This window comes from Paenibacillus sp. sgz302191, assembly GCF_057749925.1.
Genome location: NZ_JBYLHY010000002.1, coordinates 257,450 through 277,011, shown reverse-complemented (window position 1 = coordinate 277,011; position 19,562 = coordinate 257,450). Strand labels below are relative to the sequence as shown.

General features: G+C 52.7%; 16 protein-coding genes. 14 read left to right on the top strand and 2 right to left on the bottom strand.

The genetic code is table 11. From position 1 onward, the window contains the following. Positions 1–327: 327 nt before the first annotated feature. The 10 genes from alaS (at position 328) to AC3G2T_RS03545 (ending at position 12,725) form a co-directional block, all read left to right on the top strand. Positions 328–2,955, top strand: coding sequence for an alanine--tRNA ligase (alaS, locus tag AC3G2T_RS03590; RefSeq protein ID WP_488434559.1), 2,628 nt, complete (start codon positions 328–330; stop codon positions 2,953–2,955). 127 nt (positions 2,956–3,082) lie between these two features. Continuing rightward, positions 3,083–3,343: an IreB family regulatory phosphoprotein gene (locus AC3G2T_RS03585; protein ID WP_134753304.1), complete on the top strand. Its 261-nt coding sequence runs from the start codon at positions 3,083–3,085 to the stop codon at positions 3,341–3,343. An 18-nt stretch (positions 3,344–3,361) separates the two neighbouring features. Further along, on the top strand, positions 3,362–3,778 hold the full coding sequence (ruvX, locus tag AC3G2T_RS03580; protein ID WP_474680353.1) for a Holliday junction resolvase RuvX: 417 nt from the start codon (positions 3,362–3,364) through the stop codon (positions 3,776–3,778). 7 nt (positions 3,779–3,785) lie between these two features. Beyond that, entirely contained in the window at positions 3,786–4,094 is a 309-nt protein-coding gene (locus AC3G2T_RS03575; RefSeq protein WP_474680352.1) for a DUF1292 domain-containing protein, read from the top strand. Next, complete coding sequence (locus tag AC3G2T_RS03570) at positions 4,091–4,387, top strand: DUF1292 domain-containing protein (protein ID WP_474680351.1); 297 nt, start codon at positions 4,091–4,093, stop codon at positions 4,385–4,387. The genes AC3G2T_RS03575 and AC3G2T_RS03570 overlap by 4 nt, the downstream gene beginning before the upstream one ends. 79 nt (positions 4,388–4,466) lie before the next feature. Beyond that, positions 4,467–5,579 (top strand): endolytic transglycosylase MltG, encoded by a 1,113-nt coding sequence (mltG, locus tag AC3G2T_RS03565; protein ID WP_488434558.1) that lies wholly within the window; start codon positions 4,467–4,469, stop codon positions 5,577–5,579. A 45-nt stretch (positions 5,580–5,624) separates the two neighbouring features. Then, positions 5,625–6,557: a peptidase U32 family protein gene (locus AC3G2T_RS03560; protein ID WP_488434557.1), complete on the top strand. Its 933-nt coding sequence runs from the start codon at positions 5,625–5,627 to the stop codon at positions 6,555–6,557. Positions 6,558–6,580: 23 nt separating this feature from the next. Then, positions 6,581–7,861 carry a peptidase U32 family protein gene (locus AC3G2T_RS03555; RefSeq protein WP_488434728.1) on the top strand — a complete coding sequence of 427 codons (1,281 nt, stop codon included), beginning with the start codon at positions 6,581–6,583 and terminating at the stop codon, positions 7,859–7,861. Positions 7,862–8,217: 356 nt separating this feature from the next. After that, positions 8,218–10,263 carry a methyl-accepting chemotaxis protein gene (locus AC3G2T_RS03550; RefSeq protein ID WP_474680691.1) on the top strand — a complete coding sequence of 682 codons (2,046 nt, stop codon included), beginning with the start codon at positions 8,218–8,220 and terminating at the stop codon, positions 10,261–10,263. A gap of 641 nt (positions 10,264–10,904) precedes the next feature. Then, the gene (locus tag AC3G2T_RS03545) at positions 10,905–12,725 is read left to right on the top strand and encodes a peptidoglycan D,D-transpeptidase FtsI family protein (protein WP_488434556.1); all 1,821 of its coding nucleotides are present in this window, start codon (positions 10,905–10,907) and stop codon (positions 12,723–12,725) included. Here the strand turns inward: AC3G2T_RS03545 and AC3G2T_RS03540 are convergent. Next, entirely contained in the window at positions 12,711–13,970 is a 1,260-nt protein-coding gene (locus AC3G2T_RS03540) for an ATP-binding protein (protein WP_474680690.1), read from the bottom strand. The two genes, AC3G2T_RS03545 and AC3G2T_RS03540, sit on opposite strands and share 15 nt — an antisense overlap. Before the next feature lie 209 nt (positions 13,971–14,179). Here AC3G2T_RS03540 and AC3G2T_RS03535 point away from each other — a divergent pair, with 209 nt between their 5' ends. Beyond that, positions 14,180–15,007 carry a lipoate--protein ligase family protein gene (locus AC3G2T_RS03535; RefSeq protein ID WP_488434555.1) on the top strand — a complete coding sequence of 276 codons (828 nt, stop codon included), beginning with the start codon at positions 14,180–14,182 and terminating at the stop codon, positions 15,005–15,007. Between the two features lie 18 nt (positions 15,008–15,025). On the opposite strand, the gene AC3G2T_RS03530 is transcribed toward AC3G2T_RS03535, so the two are convergent. Next, a complete protein-coding gene (locus AC3G2T_RS03530) occupies positions 15,026–15,754 on the bottom strand; it encodes an alpha/beta hydrolase (protein ID WP_488434554.1) in 729 nt (242 codons plus the stop codon). A gap of 298 nt (positions 15,755–16,052) precedes the next feature. Here AC3G2T_RS03530 and pdhA point away from each other — a divergent pair, with 298 nt between their 5' ends. The 3 genes from pdhA (at position 16,053) to AC3G2T_RS03515 (ending at position 19,561) form a co-directional block, all read left to right on the top strand. Beyond that, positions 16,053–17,135 (top strand): pyruvate dehydrogenase (acetyl-transferring) E1 component subunit alpha, encoded by a 1,083-nt coding sequence (gene pdhA / locus AC3G2T_RS03525; RefSeq protein WP_474680344.1) that lies wholly within the window; start codon positions 16,053–16,055, stop codon positions 17,133–17,135. An 89-nt stretch (positions 17,136–17,224) separates the two neighbouring features. Further along, positions 17,225–18,205: an alpha-ketoacid dehydrogenase subunit beta gene (locus AC3G2T_RS03520; protein ID WP_474680343.1), complete on the top strand. Its 981-nt coding sequence runs from the start codon at positions 17,225–17,227 to the stop codon at positions 18,203–18,205. Between the two features lie 33 nt (positions 18,206–18,238). After that, positions 18,239–19,561, top strand: a complete 1,323-nt coding sequence (locus AC3G2T_RS03515) for a dihydrolipoamide acetyltransferase family protein (protein WP_488434553.1) — start codon at positions 18,239–18,241, stop codon at positions 19,559–19,561. Position 19,562 lies beyond the last annotated feature (1 nt).

The window sequence follows — 19,562 nt, the reverse complement described above, 5'->3', positions numbered from 1 at the left end:
GCCTATCTGTGACTATGACAAAACATTGATGGAACTAAAGTAAGCCATAGCCCGTCGTCAGAGAGAAGGTTTCGGATTATAACTGTTCGCAGCAGGTGTAATTAGGCTGAAAGAACCTTTCGATGCAAGAATGGCCGAACGCTCGTTCCGGAGTGCGGACGAACTCCGCCGGGTGAATCCGTTAACATTCATATAAGGAGATTGTGACACATTTCGGGCGGCAGCGTCCGCACAATAACCAGGGTGGTACCGCGATGATTCGTCCCTGTTTTGCAGGGGCGTTTATTTTGTTTTGATATCAATTACACTGTGGAGGCGTAACACTTTATGAAAGCAAGCGAAATTCGTTCCAAATGGCTGCAGTTTTTTGCTAGCAAAGGCCACAAGATTGAACCGAGCTCTTCGCTCGTTCCGCACAACGACCCGTCTTTGCTGTGGATCAATGCCGGGATCGCCCCGCTCAAACCGTACCTGGACGGCCGCGAAATTCCGGAAAATCCGCGGATCACGAACGCCCAGAAGTGCATTCGTACGAACGACATCGAGAATGTCGGCAAAACCCGCCGCCATCACACGTTTTTTGAAATGCTCGGCAATTTCTCGATCGGCGATTATTTTAAAAAAGAAGTGATTCCGTGGGCCTGGGAGTTTTTGACGGACCCGCAATGGATCGGCTTTGACCCGAACCGCATTTCCGTTACCGTGCATGAGGACGACGAGGAAGCTTTTGAAATTTGGAACCGGCAAATCGGCATTCCCGAGGAGCGCATCTACAAGCTGAAGGAAGACAACTTCTGGGATATCGGGGAAGGCCCGTGCGGTCCGTGTACGGAAATTTTTTACGACCGCGGCGACGCGTACGGCGATTTGTCCGACCCGGAGTGCTGGCCCGGCGGTGAAAACGAGCGCTTCCTGGAAGTGTGGAACCTCGTGTTCACGCAGTTTAACCATAACAAGGACGGCAGCTATACACCGCTTCCCAACAAAAATATCGATACGGGGGCGGGTCTGGAGCGGTTTGCCTCGATTTTGCAAAATGTCGATTCCAACTTCGATACCGATCTGTTCCTGCCGATTATTGAGCAGACGTGCGGCCTGGCCGGCGTGCAGTATCATGCCAATGAAGAGCACGATGTCGCGCTGAAAGTGATTGCCGACCATATCCGGACGGTAGCGTTCTCGGTCGGCGACGGCGTGCTGCCTTCCAACGAAGGCCGGGGATATGTCATCCGCCGCTTGCTGCGCCGCGCGGTCCGTTACGGCAAAGTGCTCGGCATGGACAAGCCGTTCCTGCATTCGCTTGTGCCGACCGTAGGCGAGATTATGGGCGTCTACTATCCGGAAGTAGTGGACAAGCGCGAATTTATCGAAAAGGTGATCCGTACGGAAGAGGAGCGGTTTCACGAGACGCTCAGCGACGGGCTGGTCATCCTCGCGGAGATGGTTGAGAAAACCCGCCAAGCGGGCGGCGACCGGATCAGCGGGCCGGATGCTTTTAAATTGTACGATACGTATGGCTTCCCGTTTGACTTAACCGAAGATTTCGCCGCGGAAAAGGGCATGAGCGTCGATCGCGAAGGTTTTGACGCTTCGATGCAGGAGCAGCGGGAACGGGCCAGAGCGGCCCGTCAGGAAGAGGGCGGCATGAAGGTTCAGGGCGGACCGCTGGCCGATTTCACGGTTAAAAGCGAATTTGTTGGATATAATGAATTGGTAGTTGACGCTGCTGTCATCGCCATCGTTCACGAGAACCAATTCGTCGATATCGTCGGTGTCGGCGAGACGTGCCAAGTGGTGCTGGACCGCACGCCTTTCTATGCGGAAAGCGGGGGGCAAGTGAGCGATACCGGATACATTCGCAGCGAGAGCGTGCTTTTGAAAGTCGAAGACGTCAGCAAAGCGCCTCACGGCCAGCATGTCCATTCGGTAACGGTGGAATCCGGCGTGCTTCGCAAAGGCGAATCCGTCCGGGCTGAAGTGACCGGTGCGGAGCGGGCGGAAACGGTCAAAAACCATACGGCCACCCATTTGCTCCACAAAGCTTTGAAGGAAGTGCTCGGCGAGCATGTCAATCAGGCGGGCTCCCTGGTGGAACCGGGACGTCTGCGTTTTGACTTCTCGCATTTCGGAAGCATCAGCAGCGAGGAACTGCAGGATGTCGAGCAGCGGGTCAACCGGCAAATCTGGAACAACATTGATGTCGAGATTTCGCTTAAAGCTATCGCCGAGGCGAAAGCGATGGGCGCTATGGCTCTGTTCGGCGAAAAATACGGCGACATCGTGCGCGTCGTGCGCGTCGGCGATTACAGCCTGGAGCTGTGCGGAGGCTGCCATGTGCAAAATACCGGGCAAATCGGGCTTTTCAAAATTGTCAGCGAATCCGGTATCGGATCTGGCGTTCGCCGGATCGAAGCCGTTACGGGACGCAGCGCCTACGAGTACCTGGACGGGCAGCTTCTGCTGTTGAAAGAAGCGGCAGGCTTGCTGAAAGCGAACATCCAGGACGTTCCCAAACGGCTGGAAAGTTTGCAGCAGCAGTTGAAAGAGCTGTCCCGCGAGAACGAATCGCTGCGCGGCAAGCTCGGACGCATCGAGGCTGGCTCGCTCACCGATCAGGTGAAGCAGGCTGCGGGCGTCAACGTGCTGGCAGCGCAAGTCAATGCCGCGGACATGGACTCCTTGCGCAACATCGTCGACGAGATGAAGACGAAGCTGGGCTCGGCGGTCATCGTGCTTGGCGCTGTCGCCGAAGACAAAGTCAACCTCGTTGCGGCCGTCACTCCGGATCTTGTCGCAAAAGGCTTCCATGCCGGCAAAATTATTAAGGAAGTGGCCGGGCAGGTAGGCGGAAGCGGCGGCGGGCGCCCGGATATGGCGCAGGCAGGCGGCAAAGACGCATCCAAGCTGCAGGCGGCGTTGTCGGGCGTGGAAGGACTGCTCTCCCAATTCGTTTAATAGCATGATAAAATAAATATTTTTTGGCCGGACAGGAATTTTTCGCTGGGCAGAGAATATATGACAATATACACTGAGCAAAAATATGTATTTTAAGCGGCAGCAAACGGAAAGTGGGGTGCTCCTGATGAGTTCCATGGATAAAACGATGAAGTTCAACGTGAAAGCGGAAGAAATCGAGACATCACCGAAAGAAGTGTTGTTAGCGGTCTACGATGCTCTTCAGGAAAAAGGGTATAATCCGATCAATCAGATTGTCGGTTACTTGCTTTCCGGAGATCCGGCGTACATTCCCCGGCACAATAACGCCCGAAGCTTGATCCGCAAGCGCGAGCGAGACGAGCTGATCGAGGAATTGGTACGTTCTTATCTGGGCCAGCATAAATAAAAGGAAAAGAGAACCTGCATGAGATGGATGGGCCTGGATTACGGGGACAAAACGATCGGAGTGGCGGTCAGCGACGAAATGGGCTGGACGGCCCAGGGGCTGGAAGTCATCCAGCGCCGCAAGCCGGAACAGGACATGGAGCGTCTGGAAGCGATTCTGCGCGAATATAACGTTACCGAGATTGTCGTCGGTTTGCCTAAAAATATGAACAATACGATTGGTCCGCGAGGCGAGATCGCGATTGCTTTTTCCCGGGATTTGCAGCAAAGATTGAATGTGCCTGTGCATCTGTGGGATGAGCGGCTTACGACCGTAGCCGCTACGCGAACGCTACTCGAAGCCGATGTGAGCCGGAAAAAGAGAAAGGCGGTCATCGATAAGATGGCCGCGGCTCTTATTTTGCAAGGATATATGGATGCCAATACGAAGAGGTGAAATGAACATGTCCAAAGAAGAATTGCGTGAGGAAGAACCGGAAATCATTTATATCCCTGACGATGACGGCAACGAGGAAGAGTTCGAGGTCATCATGAAATTCGAAGTGGACGGTTCCGACAAGAAGTACATGATGGTCGTTCCGCTTGACGGCGGGGAAGAGGAGACAGACGAAGTATACGCTTTCCGTTACGAGGAAGACGACGACGGAGAAGACCTGAAGCTGTTCACCATCGAGGACGAAGAGGAATGGAACATTGTGGAAGAAACGTTCAACACCTTGATGGCCGAGTTTGAAGAGGAAGAAGAGTCATGAGCGTAACGCAAACGGATGTGTTGCGGAATGCTTATGGGGATGATATCATTTTGTTTGACGAGCAAAACGAATCGACAGTTTATCGTCTTCTGACGGAATTCGTTCACGGCGATGTGATATATGCCGTTCTGCAATCCGGCGAACTGAAGAAGGAAGATGAAGTCGCCATCTTTAGGGTGGTTCAGGGAGCGGATCAGCAATATGAGCTGGAAACGATCGAAGACGACGATGAATGGGAAACGGTATCGGAGCTCTACGACGAAATGATGTTTCCGGTGAAGGATGACTTGTAAGAGCGTACACCCGAGCGGAGTGCATCCGCTCTTTTTTGTTTTATCAAACAGGGCATAATGTAGGGAGAACTGCAGGAGGATGGTCGTGAACCAGATGCTGGATGAACAAGGTGAATTTAGTAAGCCAAAGCGCAGCAAGGTTAAGGGTGTGCTGCTGATCGGCGGATTGGTTTTGCTGCTTATCGCCGGGGGAGCCGGGGGGATCGGCTTGTATATCTCGAATGCGCTGCAGCCCGTGGCTCCGGCTGACCAGGATGTTAAAATAACGATCCCGCAAGGCGCCGGTTCTTCGCAAATCGCAAGCTTGCTGGAAGCGGACGGGCTGATCAGGAACGGTTCGATATTTACTTATTATTTGAAATGGAAGAAGCAGGGGGCGCGTTTTCAAGCGGGAGAGTACAGCATGAAGCCCGGCATAACGCTGGATCAAATCATTGACAAGCTGAACAAAGGCGAAACGGTAAAGGAAGACGTCATCCGTATTACGATTCCCGAAGGATACACCGTCCAGCAAATCGCCGCGAAGCTGACTGAGCAGACGTCATGGAGCGCCGACGCTTTCCTCAAGTTGACCGATACTCCGTCCCAGTTTCAGGCGAGCTCGATCGCGTCTCTTCCGGACAACAAAAATTTGCGGCATCCTCTGGAAGGATATTTGTTTCCTGAGACTTACGAATTCAAGCAGGGGACAACCGAGCAGGAGTTTGTAGAACGGACGCTGGAGGAACTTGATAAAAAGCTGGCGACGCTGCCGCCGGACTGGAAGGATAAGCTGAAGGAGCGGAATTTGACGATCCATCAACTGCTGACGGTCGCTTCGCTGATCGAGCGGGAGGTTGTTGTCGATGAGGAGCGGCCGCTTGTGGCCGGCGTCATTTACAACCGCTTGAGCAAAAACATGCCGCTGCAGATCGACGCGACGGTGCAGTATTTATTCGATAAGCCTAAAGAACGGCTGCTGGAAAAAGATTTGCAAATTCAAAGCCCTTATAATACGTACTTGAATCCGGGGCTGCCGCCGGGGCCTATCGCCAGCCCGAGCCTGGCTTCGATCAAGGCTGCCCTGTATCCGCAGGAAACCAAGTATTTGTATTATGTAACGAAGAAAGACGGCACGAAAGGCCATTTGTTTGCAGAAACGTTTGAAGAACATAAAAAGAACATTGCGGCAAGCAAAAAAGCCGCCAATTGACCAGGATCGCCATGATCGGACAGATGTTCGGAAAGAAGGGTATACATGAAGAAACCGGAGTTATTGGTTAGCTGCGGCTCCGTCGATGAGTTGAAAAGATTGGTCGAAGCGGGCGCGGACGCCGTCCTCGTCGGGGAAGAACGCTACGGCCTGCGCCTCCCGGGCGAAGTGAAGCCGGAGGAATTGGGCCAGGCGGTACAATGGGCGCACGATCGCGGGGCGAAAGTTTACGCCGCGGTCAACAACATTTTTGACAACGACAGCCTGGAACAACTGCACGGCTATATCGAGCAGCTGCAGCGGATGGGAGTCGATGCGATCGTATTCGGCGATCCGGCTGTGCTGATGGCCGTACGGAATTTGCCGAAGCCGGTGAAGCTGCACTGGAATGCGGAGATGACATCGACGAACTATGCCACCGCCAATTATTGGGCGAATCAGGGAGCTTCGCGCGTTGTTTTGGCCAGGGAGCTGAACATGGAGCAGGTGCTTGATTTTAAACGTCATGCGCTTTTGGAAGTGGAAGTGCATGTGCACGGCATTACGAACATTTATCACTCCAAGCGCGAGCTGGTGAAAAATTATATGGAGCATCAGGGGAAAGCGGATGCGTCCCGTGAGGACCGTTCATTGGGCCGCGGCTTGTTTCTTATCGAGCATGAGCGGCGCGATCAGCGCTATCCGATCTACGAAGACCGGAACGGCACTCATATTATGAGCTCTGAAGATGTTTGTATGCTGGAAAACTTGCCGGAGCTGATGGATGGCGGCGTGGACTGCCTGAAAATCGAAGGCTCGCTCAAATCGCCGGAGTACAACGAAGCGGTTGTACGAAGCTACCGCGCGGTAATTGACAGCTACGCAGCCGATCCGGAACGCTATGAGTTCAAGGAAGAGTGGCTGGACAGCATTCGGAGCTTGCAAGATCCCGAACGCGAACTGTCGTATGGCTTTTTTTATAAAGAACAGGTTTATTGAGAAAGGAAGGTGGCATCATGACTATGGCGGCTGTAGCAGCTAGAGCCAGAGGCAAGCGCGTAAGGCTGGACAAACCGGAGCTGCTGGCTCCGGCCGGAAGCTTGGAAAAGCTGAAATTTGCGATCCATTACGGAGCGGATGCCGTATATATCGGCGGGCAAAAATACGGACTGCGCTCCAATGCGGACAACTTTACTTTGGAAGAAATGCGCGAGGGCGTGCAATTTGCTAAGGCTTATGGAGCAAAAGTGTTCGTTGCGACGAATATTTACGCGCATAATGAAGATATTGACGGGCTGGAGCCGTATTTGCGCGGCTTGCAGGAAGTCGGAATTTCCGCGATCATTGCCGCGGACCCGATTATTATGCAAACGGCCAGGAAAGTGGCACCCAAGCTCGAAGTGCACCTCAGCACCCAGCAGTCGACGATGAACTGGCAGGCCGTCAAGTTTTGGAAAGATCAGGGCATCGAGCGCGTCGTATTGGCGCGGGAAGCCAGCATGAAAGAGATCGATGAAATCAAGCGGCATGTAGATGTGGAAATCGAAGCGTTCATCCATGGCGCGATGTGCAGCTCCTACTCGGGCAGATGTGTGCTGTCGAACCATTTCACCGACCGCGACTCCAACCGCGGAGGCTGCTCGCAATCGTGCCGCTGGAAATACGATTTGTTCGCCAAGGACCAGCCTTTGGCAGGGCCTTTGGCAACCGATTTGCCGCTTTTCGGAGCGGAGGACGACGCTTTTACGATGGGCTCCAAAGATTTGAGCATGATCGAACACATTCCGGAGATAATCGAATCGGGAGTGGACAGCTTTAAAATCGAAGGGCGCATGAAAAGCATCCATTACGTCGCGACGGTTGTAGGCGCGTACCGGCAGGCGATTGACGCCTATTTTGACGATCCGGACGGCTATGAACTGAAGCAGGTTTGGCTTGACGAAATTCATAAAGCGGCCAACCGTCCGCTGAATACAGGATTTTTCTACGAGTCCCCGGGACCTGAGGACCATATTTATGAGCCTGAAGATAAAGCCGTAGGATTTGACTTTGTAGGTTTGGTCATGGACTACGACGCAGAGACGGGCACGGCGGTCATCCAGCAGCGAAATCATTTCAAAATAGGACAGGAGATCGAGTTTTTTGGGCCCGAGGGCACTCATTTCAAGCAAAAAGTCGAAGCGATCACCGGCGAAGAAGGCCAGCTTCTGGACGCGGCCAGACATCCTTTGCAAATTGTAAAAATCAAAACGGCCCAACCCGTGAAAAAATGGGACATGATGAGAAAAAAAACAGGTAAATAACTTGATGGAAGCTTCCTCCGGCTGTATGGTTCAGGGGGATGCTTCTTTTTTTTCAGCTTCGAAAAACTTCCATGGAAGGTTATCTCATTTTTTGCTCGTTAATTAGAGGATATTGTTAAAAAGTGTCGAAAATTTAGTGTTATAATAAGAGTGAAACCCTTTTCAAACAGATTTTGAATTCCTAATCAAATCATGCTAATCAGAATCTAATGGTGGTGACCTGTGTGAAGAATGGACCTAATCAGTTTACGTCAGCTTTAGTCAAGTTCGGAAAGTCGTGTTGGAAAGCCATTCGTCAAGTAAAATGGGGACGATTGGGCCAACTATTGAAGCGTACGGGGGTGAGCGGATGGAGAATGATGCGGGAGCTTCATTTTGAAAATCCGGTGAAATCCGTAGGAATGAAGCTTTTCCTGATGTTTTTTGCAAGTATTTTGTTCTTTGTCCTGATCGTCGGGATTATTTCTTACTCCGTTTCGAAAAATGTTATTAAAGGCAAGGTTTCCGAATCCAACGTTGAGACGCTTACACAGGCCGGACAAAAGCTCGACTTCCTGTTCCAGACTTTCGATGATGCGTCGCTGCAAATTATGCTGAACAAGGATATTCAGGATATTCTCGATAAGCAGGCGAAGGTCGACCCGAGCACTTATGATTATTTAGACCTAACCCGCCAACTGTCGGAGAAATTAAACGTCATTATTTTTTCCAACAAATCGATTAAGACGCTTCACCTTTATAAGCCTGATGGCTCCCTGATTACGATAACCGGAGCGGGCGGCAGTACGCTGGTCGGCAATGTGAAGGATCAGGACTGGTTCGCAAAAGTTAATGAAGCCAACGGTAAAGTGGTCTGGCTGGACAGCAAAGTCAACGGATATTCGACGAACTCCCCGGGCACGTTTGCCATCGGAAGGGTGCTGCGCAATACGTTGACGAACAACTCGTCTGCGATTCTGCTTTTGGAAATCAGCACCGATCTGTTGTATAAAGAAGTCAACGAAATCTCTCTCGGCGATGACAGTAAGATCGCTATTACAAACTCCTCGAACAAAGTGATCGCTTCGATCGCTAAGGAGACGGTGGAGAAAGATTCGGACATTCAGCTGACGAAAGAACAGATGGATAAAGATGCCGACTCGTTTACAACCAAAGACGACCATCTGGTTTCTTTTTACCGTTCGACGGTGTCCGGTTGGTATTTGCTCGGCGATACGCCGGTGAGCTCGCTGGTGAAGGAAGCAGGAGTCATTTTCAAATATACGATCTATGTGGCCATCGGTGCGGCTATCGCCGCCGTGCTAATCGGATTGTTCGTCGCAAGAATGATCGGACGGCCGCTCATTAATCTCCGCAACCTAATGCGGCAAGGAGCGCGAGGCAATCTTACGGTACGCGCCAATTATCAAACGAAAGACGAGATCGGCCAGTTGGGCGAAAGCTTCGATGTGATGATGCAGCAGATTACATCGCTCGTTCAGCAGACCAGCGCTTCGGCTCAGCAGGTGGCTGAAACCGCTACGGAGCTTTCGAATTCTTCGAAAGTAACCGCTACGGCCGCACGTGAAATTGCAGTAGCGACGGACGAAATTTCGGGCGGAGCGGCAGGGCTTGCCACCGAATCGGAAAAAGGGAACGAGCTTACGCAGCACATCGGCGTGCAAATGAAGCAGGTCATCGAGGCGAACCTGGAGATGGGAACGGCAGCCGCGGACGTGCAAAGCTCGAGTGAGCAGGGTACCAAGTACATGGACGAACTTATCGGCAAGACGAACTTAACGGAAGAAATGATACGCTCCATGGTCGATAAGGTCGACAGACTTAAAGACAGCACCCGGTCGATTCGTAAAATTCTCGAAGTGCTGAACAATTTAACCAAGCAGACGAATATTCTTTCGCTTAATGCAACGATCGAAGCCGCCAGAGCCGGAGCCGCAGGAAAAGGATTCATGGTCGTGGCCGACGAAATCCGCAAGCTGGCGGATCAATCCAGACAATCGATCGATATCGTTGGTCAAACGACGGAAACGATTCAAAAAGAGATCGATGAAACGGTAAAAGCGCTCAACAACGCCAGACCGATTTTCCAGGAGCAAATTTTGGCGGTTAAAGAAGCGGATACGATTTTCAAGCAAGTAACGAGCCATATGGGCGGTTTTATTACGCAGCTTAGCGCTGTGAGCGATTCAATCAGCACGCTGGAGCAGTCGCAGGTCGTGCTGTCGGATGCGATGACCAACGTAAGCGCAGTTGCGGAGGAATCGTTGGCAACATCCGAGGAGGTTGCATCGTTAAGCTCCGAGCAGCTCGGCATCAGCGAAGGGCTGGTGAAGCTGTCCGACAAGCTGGACCAGCTCTCCAAAACATTGAACGAGTCGCTTTCCAAGTTTGAAGTTGAGTAAATATACATAAAAAAGCTATCCCCTTGCGGTATGACGAGGGGGTAGCTTTTTTGTTGAAAGAGCGGCGCAGCGGGCTGTTGTAGGCTAGGCGGCTTTCACCGTGCGCAGCCGGCCGGTGAGGTGACGGCGCGAGCAAATTGTCGTACGGCGAGTTGCGCTCAGGCCAAAGACCTGCAAAAGTGCAGGCTTTTGCGTAGGAACCAGCCCGTTTTGAGGAAAAGCCTGCGATAGTGCAGGAATTTTCGTCCATGAGGAGGCTGAGCTTGAATTTCGGCAGAAAATCCTGCAGATTTGCAGGAATTTAGCAAAGTAAGAGCATCAGGGAGAAAAAAGATGCACTTTTGCAGGTTTTCTGCGCGTGCTGCTGGCCAGTGAGACGTCAGTGAGAGCAAATTGTCGTACGGCGAGTTGCGTTCTGGCCATAAACCAGCGAAAAAGTGCAGGCTTTCTGCGCGCGCTATCGGCCAATGACGCGTCGACTAGCTTTCAGCAGCGGTTTGACAGAAGCTGCTGCTCCCCTCTGAGCGTCTAGTTTTGTGAGGATGACGCCCCGGTGTAATTTGCTTGGCGCAGTTTGCCGGATACGGCTGTTGAACATACTGAGAGCAGAAGCTATTCGTGCGACGAAAGGGATTGCGGCTATGAAACGGAATCAGCTGTCAGCGGCGGAAAAACGCCGAATATTTTTGTCTCTCCTTATTATCATTTGTGCGCTCTCCATTATTGGCGGGAAGCTTTTCTGGATACAGGTTGCCGCATCGGAAAGCTATTCGTCCCGGAGCATCAACCTCGTCGAAAACTCGGTTTTGCAAAGGCAGCGCGCTTTAGTTTTGGATAGCGGCCGCGGGCAAATTTATGATCGGCATATGCGGCCGTTTACAGGACAAACGGTCAGGGCGTTGGTCGTGTTTCCGATCCATAGCCAATACTGGGGCACTGAGGGGCAGCTTGCCCAGATCGCCCGTATATTAGGGACGAGCCCGAAGGATTGGCTCGCCTTCGTGAGCGGGTTGAAGGAGCCGCAGGTTTGGCGAGGCCAAGGCCAAGCTGATATAGTTCCGCTCGCATTGACGCCGGAGGAGGAAGCGGAGATTACGGCTTTGCAGCTCCCGTACCTGAAAGTCGTAAACATGGAAAGCCGATATCCGGCGGAAATGACGGCCAGGCAGCTGATCGGATTTATCGGGCAAAATCCGGATCTCGTCTCTAGCGTATACGGTGCCGAGCTGGCGAGCGGCAGGATGGGGCTGACGAGCAAAATCGGCGGAGCCGGCCTGGAAAAAAGCTTTGATCGGTGGCTGCGCGGGATCGGCGAAACGTCGATCTCGTATTTCACCGATGCGGGCAAAAGGCCTCTGTCAGGCCTCGATGCCAGAATGATTGCGCCGGATAATCCGTATTACCCGCTCAAACTTGTAACTACGCTGGATATGAGCGTGCAGCAAAAAATCGAAGCGCTGATGGACAAGATGCAAATTCGCGAAGGGGCTGCAGTCGTTCAGGATGCCGGCCAAGGCGATGTCGTTGCGATGGCGAGCCGCCCGAACTTTGATCCTGCCCGGGTCGACCCGGGCAGTTCGAACTGGAGCAACCACGCGCTTAAGGCGACGGTGCCGGGCTCGATTTTCAAGATGGTGGTTGCTGCGGCAGCGTTGGATGAAGGCGTCGTAGACCTTCACGAAACTTTCGATTGCGAGGGGGCACTGGGCAAATACGGCTTCACTTGCTGGAGAAAAGAGGGGCATGGCGCTTTGACATTGGAGGAAGGTTATGCCCAGTCCTGCAACATCGTTTTCGCCAAAGTGATGCAGCGCTTGACTGCGGCGCAAGTGGAGACCTATGCGCGCAAGCTTGGGCTGCTGGTAGACGTCGGCTGGACAGGAAAAGCCGGTACGAAGGAGGACATAAGGCAATTCGATCAGGAGGAAGCCGGTCATCTTTTTGATACGCAGACACCCCGCAGCGATGAGGGCGTGCTGATGCAGACGGCTATCGGTCAAAGGGACGTACGTATATCGCCGCTGCAAGCCTCCAACATGGTAGTTGCCTTGCTCCACGGGGGCAAAGCTTTATCGCCAAGAGTGGTGCAGGAAATCCGTTACCGGACGGGCCGCGCCATGGAACAATTTCCTGTGCATGCGCTGCGTCCTGCCGATGGCAGCGTATCCGCGAAGACAAGCCGCAGGCTGCTGGACTGGATGCGGGATGTCGTCACGGACGGAACAGGACAAGGGCTGCAGGGGGCGGAATGGAACCTTGCAGGCAAGTCAGGGACCGCGCAAGTCATACATGACAAACAGGAAAAAATCAATCAATGGTTTATCGGCTACGGTCCTGTCGAAGCTCCGCGGTATGCGGTCTCGGTAGTTATCGAGAATGCGGATGTGCGGGAAAGCAGCAAAGCGATTCCGCTTTTTAAGGGGATTATGAACATATTGGCCGAAGCTTCAAAGGGCGGGTAATGAAATCATAAAGCATGTTCCTTTTCCGGGCTGGCTTCTCACTTCGATGGTTCCTCCCAAGTTTTTGACGATGCGGAAGGAGACCATCATGCCAAGGCCGGTGCCTTTGTGTTTGGTCGAATAAAACGGGGTTCCAAGCTGCTCGATTTGCTCGGCCGTCATACCGATTCCGCTATCCCTGATTTCCAAAATAATTTTGGAGCCGCGCTTATAGCCGCTAATTTGCAGCGTTCCGCCGTTTGGCATTGCTTCGATTCCGTTTTTGGTCAAATTAACGAGACATTGAATCATTTTTTCATAGTTGGCTATGATCCAAAGAGGCGATTCCATATCAAAGGAAATTTGCACCCCTCTCAGCGAGGCATAAGGATTGATCAAATTCCCCAGCTTTTGCGTGAGTGTGGAAGCGTCGAGCCTCTCCGTTTTTTCCGCCTGGGGTTTGGCAAACGAGAGGTAATCGCTAATAATGCTTTGCGCGCGGTCGATCTCTTCGATAACCATCGAAGTATATATCCGCTTTTTTTCTTCGGTAACTTGGGATTGGCTGAGAATTTGCATGAAGCCGCGCGCCACGGTCATCGGATTGCGGATTTCATGTGCTACGGAGGCGGCGAGCTCGCTAAGTACATGAAGTTTCTCGGAGCGTTGAAGCTCGCTTCGCATGGACATATTTTCGCGGATTCTTTCAATAAGATAAGTCAGCATCAACATCGTGACCATATGAATGAGACAGAATAAGCCGCCATACATCCAAAAGCGCAAATCGATCTTTTCATCCATCTGAATCCGGTAAACGAGGTTTATGCAAAAAGCGGCCAAAGCGCTGACGAATGCGAGCAAACTGGGGAACATCACCTTGGTCGTGCGCTGTTTCCAATTGCTGAGCGAGATAAAGGCAAGTATGAAAGGGACCAGAAGTGCGATGAGGGAAACGATCAAAACCAGTTCCGGCCCTCCGATGTAATATCGATAGGCGATGATCACTGCGGATACGATCAAGCCGGCGCCGATGCCGCTGTACAAGAATGCGGCGAGCACGGGAATAACGCGAAGGTCGTATTCGCTGCCGTTGTAGGCGAAGAGCGGATGAGACATGCAAAACACCGCGGCAAGAGAGCAGATGATAGCGATGCTCAACTGGCTGCAGCGGCGGCTTTTAATGGGCCTGGACCGGTCAAGCCATAATATGTAATAGATCAAGATGGGTACCGTTAGAACCAGTACATTAAGCAGCAAGTCATCCATGACTTTCAATTGTTTTCGCCCACTTATCGGAATTTGGTTATATTTGTATTATTTCGACAGAAAAATAGAAATTCCTACCTGTTTGAGTCTGAGATTTTGATGATTTTTGACAATATCTTCTGCAATCCGGGACGGTTCATTGCGATACGGAGGCAGATCCATTACAATTTGAAATGGGTTTGAATACGAAGGTCGGGAGAATCGGGATTATGTCTATACAATTGCTGCCCCCCGGTACGATCGTTTGGGATCGTTCGGATGAAACGGGCTTTCACGATATACTGTACTCGTTTGCTCTGGAGGAGTTGATGTGCAGGGCGATTGGCCAGGGGGCCGCGCCTGTGATTCATATTTGGCGCCATCCGCGGGCTTTTGTGATGGGGCTTCGCGACAGCCGGCTTCCTTTGGCCGCCGATGCGCAGCGATGGCTGCAGGGCCAGGGCTATAGCACGGCGGTCCGCAATTCCGGCGGGGCGGCCGTTCCGCTTGATCTGGGCGTGGTCAATGTGTCGCTGCTGATTCCCAAAGCGGCGGGCGATATGGAGCACCGCAAAGATTTTGAAACGATGGTGGCCTTGATCCGGCAAGCGATGAGCGGTTTAACCGGACAGATCGATCAGGGAGAAGTTGTCGGCTCGTTTTGCCCGGGCGAATTCGATCTGAGTGTCGGCGGGCGCAAATTTTGCGGAATTGCCCAGCGCCGCCAGCAGCGGGCTATCTCGGTGCAAGCTTTTGTCATCGTGGAAGGAAACGGCGAGAGCAAGGCCCGCATGGCGCGCGAGTTTTATGACAAAGCGGCGGGAACGGCTTTGCAGGGGGATTATCCGGCAGTCGCACCGGAGAGCATGGCAAGCCTTGCGGAATGTTTGAACGCTCCGCTGACCTCCGGCCAATTTACGGAGACGCTCATAGCAGAACTCGGCAAAACGGGAATCCGGCCGGCCGCCGCAGAACAAATCGTCGGAGCGCCGACCGGAGAGCAAATTGCGGATATGATCGAATTGCTGAAATCGCGGTATGCGATAAAAAGCGGATAAACAGCGGATAAGTGGTGGCTATCCCAAAAAGTAATGCAGCGCATTAGGCAGCTCCAACTGCCAAAACCCCCATAAATGCTTGCCGGGCTTCTCTACATAATGGAGCGCGGTTTTTTTTCGCTCGAGCACCTCTCTGGTCAGCCGGTTTTCCAGAACGAAATCGAACGTACCGCGCTCTGTCGTCACTTCGGTTTCGTCCAGACCGATCAGCATGTACAGCTCCAGCCAGGATAAATCCTCTTCCCTGGAAAGACGCTCCCTGGTTAAGCCGAAAAATGCGCCGGACAAGGATATAACGCGGCAAAAAAGGCTAGGATAATCTAAGGCAAGGTGCAGAGAAACCGTTCCTCCCAGCGAGTCGCCGGCAACGATGCGTTCGGTGCGGTCTTGGCGGGCCGGATAGAGCCCTTCGATGTAAGGAATCAGTTCCTCAGCAAAAAAACGGGTGTAAGCGGAATGACGCTCGCCTTCAGGGGCGTATTCGCTTGTGCGAACGGCTGTATCGACGTCCACTCCGACAACGATGGCCGGCTCCATTCCGTCATCCAGAATGCAGCGGTTCAGAGTCGTCGCGATGCGGCCGAAATTAAAAAATTGTTCGCCGTCCTGGCAATAAATGACCGGATAGGACAGCAGGTCGTTATAGCCGGGCGGCAGGAAAATGCGGAGGGAGCGCCGTTCGCCCAAATAAGCGGATGTAATTTCGTCTTTGACAATCGTTCTTTTGTAGTAGCGGGAGTCTTCCATTGTATCATGCGCCCCTTTTTTAAAATGATGTCAGCCGTTACCGGCGTGTTATTGAGTGCCAGCAATGTGTGGTGGTTTTTTGCAAAAATTGGGTATTTTTTGGAGAGGTGTATTATAGCAGTTATTAATAAATTGTTAACTGTATTATATATTTTGATGAACTGTACTATTCAATTAGGTTAAAAAATGTCGTATTCCTTAAGGAAACTGGTGTACAATTCACAAAAACAGGTTTATAATAATACTATAACAGAAACGAAGCTAGCAGGCATTAAAATCATATATGAGGTGAAATGGTATGAGTAAGCCACTTGTCAGCCAAGCGAATTATGAAGTGACCACAGAGAAAGTTCAGCCTTTGCAGGTCCTTGCTCCGGACGGTACTGTTGTCAATCCTGACAAAATGCCGAATTTGAGCGACGATCAATTGAAAGAATTAATGAGAAGAATGGTATTCACCCGCGTATGGGATGAAAGAGCCGTTAATCTGGGCCGTCAAGGCCGTCTTGGTTTCTACGCGCCGGTATCTGGACAGGAAGCGTCCATGATCGGCAGCGAGTTTGCTTTGAATAAGGACGATTTCATTTGCCCGGGCTACCGCGATATGCCGCAAATCGTATGGCACGGACTGCCGATGTATCAAGCTTTCTTGTATTCCCGCGGTCACCAGCATGGCGGTCAGATTCCGCAGGATGTGCACGTGCTTATGCCGCAAATCATTATCGGCGCGCAAATTTTGCATGCTACCGGCGTTGCGATGGCGTTCAAAAAGCGCAATCAGCCTCGCGTAGCGATTACTTACACAGGCGACGGGGGCAGCTCCGAAGGCGATTTCTATGAAGGAATGAACTTTGCGGGAGCATTCAAGCTGCCTGTCATTTACTTCGTGCAAAATAACGGGTATGCGATCACGACTCCGTACGCCAAGCAAACAGGCGCGCTTTCCGTAGCGCACAAAGCGCTTGCCGCGGGAATCAAGGGCGTTCAAGTGGACGGCATGGACGTTCTGGCTGTCGTTCAAGCAGTGACTGAGGCTGCCGAGAGAGGCCGTCGGGGCGAAGGCGCAACTTTGATCGAAGCATTAACGTACCGTTTCCGTCCGCATTCGATGGCGGATGATACGACCAAATACCGCACCAAAGACGAAGAAAGCGAATGGGAGCCTAAAGATCCTCTTGCGCGCATGCGCCTGTTCCTGACACAAAAAGGACTGTGGAGCGAAGAGGAAGAGAACCGCGTGAAGGAAGAAGCGAAGGCTACTGTCGCCGAGCATATCAAAAAAGCCGAGGAAACCGAAAAAATGACGATTCCTGGCTTGATCGATTCGATGTTTGAAACTACACCGCAGCATCTGGAAGAGCAAAAGCAAGCGTACAAATAAATGGTTTCGCGGCTGTCGGCCGCGAGAACGAAAGCAATGCTAACGAGGCCAGTTTTTTGGCGAAAAACTCTTAGGAGGCACGGACTGTCATGGCACAAATGACGATGATTCAAGCGATAAAAGACGCGATGCGCGTTGAATTGGAAAGAGATCCCAACGTAGTTTTGTTCGGGGAAGACGTTGGTCATGTCGGCGGCGTATTTCGCGCGACGGAAGGTTTACAAAAAGAGTTCGGCGAAGAGCGCGTATTCGATACGCCTCTGGCTGAATCCGCGATCGGCGGACTTGCCGTAGGTCTTGGCATCCAGGGCTTCCGCCCGATTGCCGAAATTCAATTTGTCGGCTTCATTTATGAAGCGCTCGACCAAATTTGCGTACAGGCTGCCCGTATGCGCTACCGCTCCGGCGGCCGTTACAACGCTCCGATCGTGTTCCGCACGCCTTTTGGCGGCGGGGTTAAAGCGGCTGAGCTGCATACCGACCCGCTGGAAGGGCTGCTGGTGCAAACTCCGGGGATCAAAGTCATTGTCCCTTCCAACCCTTACGATGCGAAAGGGCTTCTCATTTCCGCGATTCGCGATAATGACCCTGTTTTCTTCATGGAACATTTGAATTTATACCGTTCTTTCCGTGCAGAAGTGCCGGAAGGCGAATATACCGTGGAAATCGGCAAAGCGAATGTCGTTCGCGAAGGCTCCGATGTCACGATCATTACTTACGGCGCTATGGTGCACACTTCCCTCAAAGCGGCCGAGGAAATCGAAAAAACGAAGGGCGTCAAAGTCGAAGTCATCGACCTGCGCACACTGCTGCCGCTTGATATCGACACGATCGTCGCTTCCATCAAGAAAACGAACAGAGCGATTATCGTACAGGAAGCGCAAAAAACTTCCGGCGTAGCGGCGGAAGTGATCGCGCAAATCAACGAGAAGGCGATCCTCCATCTGGAAGCTCCCGTGCTTCGCGTGGCGCCGCCGGATACGATTTATCCTTTTGCGCAAATCGAAGACGCTTGGCTGCCTAATCCTGCGAGCGTCATTGCCGGAATCAATCAAGTCCTCGAATTTTAATTATACAGTCGAAAGTAATGGGAGGTAGTGTACGTGGCACTTTTTGAATACAAGTTCCCTGAGCTTGGCGAGGGTATACATGAAGGCGAGATCGTCAAGCTGCTCGTAAAAGCGGGCGACGCCGTAACGGATGAAACGATTTTGATGGAAGTTCAAAACGATAAAGCGGTCGTGGAAGTACCTTGTCCTGTCGACGGAAAAGTCGTCGACGTGAAAGTGAAAGACGGCCAAATCTGCACGGTCGGCGAGCTCGTGATGACGATCGAGGTCGCGGGCGAACTGCCTGCGGCATCGATCCACGGCCACGACGCGCCTGCGGCCGCGGCGCCTGCTCCTGCTGCCCCTGCGGCGGCAGCACCGGCCCCTGCAGCAGCACCAGCGGCTGCTGCTGCAGCTCCGGCAGCGCCTGCTGCAAGCAGCGCCGGCCGCGAAGTGCTTGCGACGCCTAGCGTGCGCAAGCTGGCAAGAGAGCAGGGCGTCAACCTCGCTGAGGTGACGCCGACAGGCAAGCACGGCCGCGTTACGCGCGAGGACGTGCTCGGTTTCACAGCCGGAGGCGGCGCAGCCGCGGCTCCGGCAGCAGTGCCGGCCGCTGCGGAGGCGGCTGGCGCGGCGGCGCCTGCGGCAGCAGCGCAGGCGGCCGTGAGCGGCGATCGCGCCGAAGAACGGATTCCGTTCAAAGGAATCCGCAAAGTGATCGCGAACGCGATGGTCAAGTCCGTGTATACGGCTCCGCACGTGACGCTGATGGACGAGATCGACGTGTCGGCCCTCGTCGCTCTGCGCGAGCGGACGAAGCCTCTCGCCGAGAAAAAAGGCGTGAAGCTGACTTACCTGCCGTTCATCGTCAAAGCGTTGGTAGCAGCTTGCCGCCAATTCCCGGTCATGAATGCGATGATCGACGAAGAGAAGCAAGAGATCGTGTACAAAAAGTACTACAACATCGGCATCGCGACCGATACGGACAACGGCCTGCTCGTTCCGGTCATTCATGACGCAGACCGCAAAAACGTATGGTCGATCGCATCCGCCATCAAAGATCTTGCCGTTCGCGGACGCGAAGGCAAACTGGCTCCTAACGAAATGAAGGGCGGAACGATTTCCATTACGAACATCGGCTCCGTAGGCGGCATGTTCTTTACGCCGGTCATCAACTTCCCTGAAGTTGCGATTTTGGGTGCAGGCCGCATCACGGAAAAACCTGTCGTGAAAAACGGACAAATCGTAGCAGCTCAAGTTATGGCGCTTTCCCTCAGCTTTGACCACCGCATCGTGGACGGAGCGACGGCGCAAAGCTTCCTGAACTATATCAAGCAGCTTCTGGCCGATCCAGAGCTTCTTGTCCTGGAGGTGTAAC

Coding starts and splice junctions, on each gene's coding strand:
- alaS (WP_488434559.1), top strand. CDS start 328: ATGAAAGCAAGCGAAATTCGTTCCAAATGGCTGCAGTTTTTTGCTAGC.
- AC3G2T_RS03585 (WP_134753304.1), top strand. CDS start 3,083: ATGAGTTCCATGGATAAAACGATGAAGTTCAACGTGAAAGCGGAAGAA.
- ruvX (WP_474680353.1), top strand. CDS start 3,362: ATGAGATGGATGGGCCTGGATTACGGGGACAAAACGATCGGAGTGGCG.
- AC3G2T_RS03575 (WP_474680352.1), top strand. CDS start 3,786: ATGTCCAAAGAAGAATTGCGTGAGGAAGAACCGGAAATCATTTATATC.
- AC3G2T_RS03570 (WP_474680351.1), top strand. CDS start 4,091: ATGAGCGTAACGCAAACGGATGTGTTGCGGAATGCTTATGGGGATGAT.
- mltG (WP_488434558.1), top strand. CDS start 4,467: ATGGTCGTGAACCAGATGCTGGATGAACAAGGTGAATTTAGTAAGCCA.
- AC3G2T_RS03560 (WP_488434557.1), top strand. CDS start 5,625: ATGAAGAAACCGGAGTTATTGGTTAGCTGCGGCTCCGTCGATGAGTTG.
- AC3G2T_RS03555 (WP_488434728.1), top strand. CDS start 6,581: ATGGCGGCTGTAGCAGCTAGAGCCAGAGGCAAGCGCGTAAGGCTGGAC.
- AC3G2T_RS03550 (WP_474680691.1), top strand. CDS start 8,218: ATGATGCGGGAGCTTCATTTTGAAAATCCGGTGAAATCCGTAGGAATG.
- AC3G2T_RS03545 (WP_488434556.1), top strand. CDS start 10,905: ATGAAACGGAATCAGCTGTCAGCGGCGGAAAAACGCCGAATATTTTTG.
- AC3G2T_RS03540 (WP_474680690.1), bottom strand. CDS start 13,970: ATGGATGACTTGCTGCTTAATGTACTGGTTCTAACGGTACCCATCTTG.
- AC3G2T_RS03535 (WP_488434555.1), top strand. CDS start 14,180: ATGTCTATACAATTGCTGCCCCCCGGTACGATCGTTTGGGATCGTTCG.
- AC3G2T_RS03530 (WP_488434554.1), bottom strand. CDS start 15,754: ATGGAAGACTCCCGCTACTACAAAAGAACGATTGTCAAAGACGAAATT.
- pdhA (WP_474680344.1), top strand. CDS start 16,053: ATGAGTAAGCCACTTGTCAGCCAAGCGAATTATGAAGTGACCACAGAG.
- AC3G2T_RS03520 (WP_474680343.1), top strand. CDS start 17,225: ATGGCACAAATGACGATGATTCAAGCGATAAAAGACGCGATGCGCGTT.